The sequence below is a fragment of the Haemophilus parainfluenzae genome (assembly GCF_003253005.1).
Classification (GTDB): Bacteria; Pseudomonadota; Gammaproteobacteria; order Enterobacterales; family Pasteurellaceae; genus Haemophilus_D; species Haemophilus_D parainfluenzae_M.
Map to the genome: position 1 here is coordinate 1 of NZ_QEPZ01000015.1, position 3,219 is coordinate 3,219.

Genomic DNA, 3,219 nt, shown 5'->3' on the forward strand with positions numbered 1-3,219 from the left:
ACTTAAAAAGTATTATGAATTTCTAGTTAGCACCTATTAAGACTTCAAAATTAAAAAATATTTTTAAAACAAGTCAATCAACAAGTGCCCACACAGATTGTCTGATATATTGTTAAAGAGCAAAAAAAACAAATTGGTCGGCGAGATAGGATTTGAACCTACGACCCACTGGTCCCAAACCAGTTGCGCTACCAAGCTGCGCTACTCGCCGTCAGATTTCTCAATTAAGAGAAGATGGGGTGGCTAATGGGATTCGAACCCACGACAACTGGAATCACAATCCAGGGCTCTACCAACTGAGCTATAGCCACCATTGATTAGTTGTTTACCGCATTGACTTCTGGCGCGCTCGACAAGATTCGAACTTGCGACCTTTGGCTCCGGAGGCCAACGCTCTATCCAACTGAGCTACGAACGCGTTACTGCGTCGTTGCAGGGGCGTATATTAATGATTTCCAAATATCTTGTCTAGCACTTTTTTGAAAAAAAATATCAAAAGATAAATTTTTGTTCAATTTGTATAGAATTTATTATGTATTCGTTTATTTTTAATGCTAAAACGTAAAAAAGGATAGCAAATTGCTATCCTCTTTATTTCATTTATTGCTTGTTACGACGTGCGCGACGTTTCATTCTTCGTACCCAACGGGTGATTTTCCATGCTTTTGTAATTGAATAAGCATAAAGGAAGAATAATACAATAAACGCAATAAACATTGCCCATTCATTAATATAGAAGACTTCGCCTAAAATTCCGATTGTGGCACAAATGGCCGCAAAGAGAGTAATTAATAAAAAGGCTTGGCGAGAGGTTAATCCAGCGCGAACCATTAAGTGGTGTACGTGTAAGCGATCCGGGCGGAATGGACTTTTTCCTTTGCGTAAGCGACGATAAATAATTGCCACCATATCAATTAAAGGAACAGCAATAATCCAAAGTGCGGTCACTGGATTCATCGGATGTCCTTTTCCTTGCGTACTTAAAAGTAGAATCCAAATAATAGTAAAGCCGATTAAAGTACTTCCTGCATCGCCCATGAACACTTTATATTTTGGTCCGAACGGAATCCCTAAATTTAATAATAAATAAGGTAGAATCGCGACAATTAAACCAAAACTCCAATATGCCATATCCATTTGTCCATCACGGAACATCAAGATACCAATAGCTGCAAATGAAACAATAGACAATCCACCTAGCAATCCATCAATACCATCAATCATATTAAAGGCATTAATAATCGCGATCGTGGCAAATACGGTAATAATCAATCCGATAGAACCAAGTGTTAATTGGAACGGCCCGAGAATTTGGCCTAAATGATCTAAATAAACATTACCTAAATCGATCATTAAAATCGCAAGCACCGCTTGAATCCCTGCACGCAAGAAAGGGCTAATATCAAAGCGGTCATCTAAGATACCGATTGCGAGTAGAATAAAGATACTGAATATATAAAGATAAGGTAAACGAAGTTGATCCCACTCCATTAAATAATAGCAAAGGTTTCCCATAAAAAGAGAAACACCGCCAATCAGTGGAATCGCACCTTGGTGACGCTTACGATAATTTGGTTTATCCACCAAGCCAATTTTATTCGCAATTGGTCGCATCACAATCAAGGTTAAAAATGCCCCTAAGAAAGTTACAATAAGACTTAGCATAGTTTGTATCCTAAAAATTTTTTGCAAAGGATAACATAAAGAAAAATCAGCACACAAAGATTTTTCTCAAATTCAGTTTTTTAGTACAATATGTCCACTTTTAATATAAGGATTAAAAATCATGACAAAATCAACCGCACTTTTCTCTCGTGCACAAGAAGTTATTCCTGGTGGTGTAAACTCCCCTGTTCGTGCTTTTAAAGGCGTAGGTGGCACACCCGTATTTATTCAAAAAGCCAAAGGCGCTTACATTTACGATACCGAAGGCAAACAATATATCGATTATGTAGGTTCTTGGGGACCAATGATTTTAGGTCACAACCACCCTGCTATTTTAGATGCTGTATTAAAAGCAGCTGAGAATGGTTTAAGCTTTGGGGCACCAACACCATCTGAAATTGATTTAGCAGAATTGGTCTGTGAAATTGTACCATCTATTGAAATGGTTCGTATGGTGAGTTCAGGTACTGAAGCAACCATGACAGCAATCCGTCTTGCGCGTGGTTATACAAATAGAAGCAAAATCTTAAAATTTGAAGGTTGCTATCACGGTCACTCTGATTCACTTTTAGTCAAAGCCGGTTCGGGTGCATTAACACTTGGTCAACCAAGCTCTCCAGGTGTGCCTGAAGATTTTGCAAAACACACTTTAACTGCAGAATATAACAATCTTGATTCTGTTAAAAAATTATTTGAAGAATTCCCTAACGACATTGCTTGTGTGATTATTGAACCTGTCGCAGGCAATATGAACTGTATTCCGCCAAAAGAAGGATTTTTACAAGGCATCCGTGAAATCTGTGACCAATATGGTGCTCTTTTCATTATTGATGAAGTCATGACGGGTTTCCGTGTTTCACTTGCGGGTGCACAAGCTTATTATGGTGTAACACCTGATCTCACCACATTAGGTAAAGTCATTGGTGGCGGTATGCCAGTGGGTGCCGTTGGCGGTAAAAAAGTGATTATGCAACACCTCGCACCAACCGGTCCTGTTTATCAAGCAGGTACTCTTTCAGGTAACCCGATTGCAATGGCTGCTGGTTTAGCCTGTTTAACGGAATTGAAAAAAGCAGGTAATGAACAACACCTTGCAGAATTAACCACAAAACTTTGCGATGGCTTAAAAGCATTAGCTCAAAAACACAATGTGCCATTTGTGATTAATCATGTGGGCGGCATGTTTGGTATTTTCTTCACTGCTCAAAAACAAGTTACCTCTTATGCAGAAGTCATGAAATGTGATACCGAAAAATTCAAAATGTTCTTTCATAAAATGCTCGATCAAGGCGTTTATCTTGCGCCTTCAGCTTTTGAAGCGGGCTTTATGTCTTTAGCACATACAAATGAAGACATTGAAAAAACGCTTGCTGCCGCTGATATTGCATTTGCCGCAGTGGCTTAAAATATAAAAAGTGCGGTTAAATTTGATCTGACCCCAAAAAATTAGACTGTTATTTAAAGGATTGTTTTCGATATTGTATCGGACTCAGTCCTTTTAATTTTAGTTGAATCCGTCGGTGATTATAGTAATCCAAATAATCTCTGACGGCA

Annotated in this window: 3 protein-coding genes and 3 tRNA genes; 1 reads left to right on the forward strand and 5 read right to left on the reverse strand. The window is 38.6% G+C overall.

Going from position 1 to position 3,219, the window contains the following annotated elements:
- Positions 1-134: 134 nt before the first annotated feature.
- The 4 genes from DPV97_RS09470 to wecA all read right to left on the reverse strand — a co-directional run bounded on the left by DPV97_RS09470 (position 135) and on the right by wecA (position 1,665).
- A tRNA-Pro gene (locus DPV97_RS09470) sits at positions 135-211 on the reverse strand.
- A gap of 24 nt (positions 212-235) precedes the next feature.
- Positions 236-311 (reverse strand) — tRNA-His (locus DPV97_RS09475).
- 30 nt (positions 312-341) lie between these two features.
- Positions 342-418 (reverse strand) — tRNA-Arg (locus DPV97_RS09480).
- A gap of 182 nt (positions 419-600) precedes the next feature.
- A complete protein-coding gene (gene wecA / locus DPV97_RS09485) occupies positions 601-1,665 on the reverse strand; it encodes a UDP-N-acetylglucosamine--undecaprenyl-phosphate N-acetylglucosaminephosphotransferase (protein ID WP_049363654.1) in 1,065 nt (354 codons plus the stop codon).
- Between the two features lie 121 nt (positions 1,666-1,786).
- On the opposite strand from wecA, the gene hemL reads away from it, so the two are divergent.
- Positions 1,787-3,070, forward strand: coding sequence for a glutamate-1-semialdehyde 2,1-aminomutase (gene hemL, locus DPV97_RS09490; RefSeq protein WP_070714906.1), 1,284 nt, complete (start codon positions 1,787-1,789; stop codon positions 3,068-3,070).
- A gap of 49 nt (positions 3,071-3,119) precedes the next feature.
- Here hemL and DPV97_RS09495 read toward each other — a convergent pair.
- Positions 3,120-3,219: IS3 family transposase (locus DPV97_RS09495; protein WP_133253116.1), on the reverse strand; the 100-nt coding region annotated here is incomplete at its 5' end.

Coding starts and splice junctions, on each gene's coding strand:
- hemL (WP_070714906.1), top strand. CDS start 1,787: ATGACAAAATCAACCGCACTTTTCTCTCGTGCACAAGAAGTTATTCCT.
- wecA (WP_049363654.1), bottom strand. CDS start 1,665: ATGCTAAGTCTTATTGTAACTTTCTTAGGGGCATTTTTAACCTTGATT.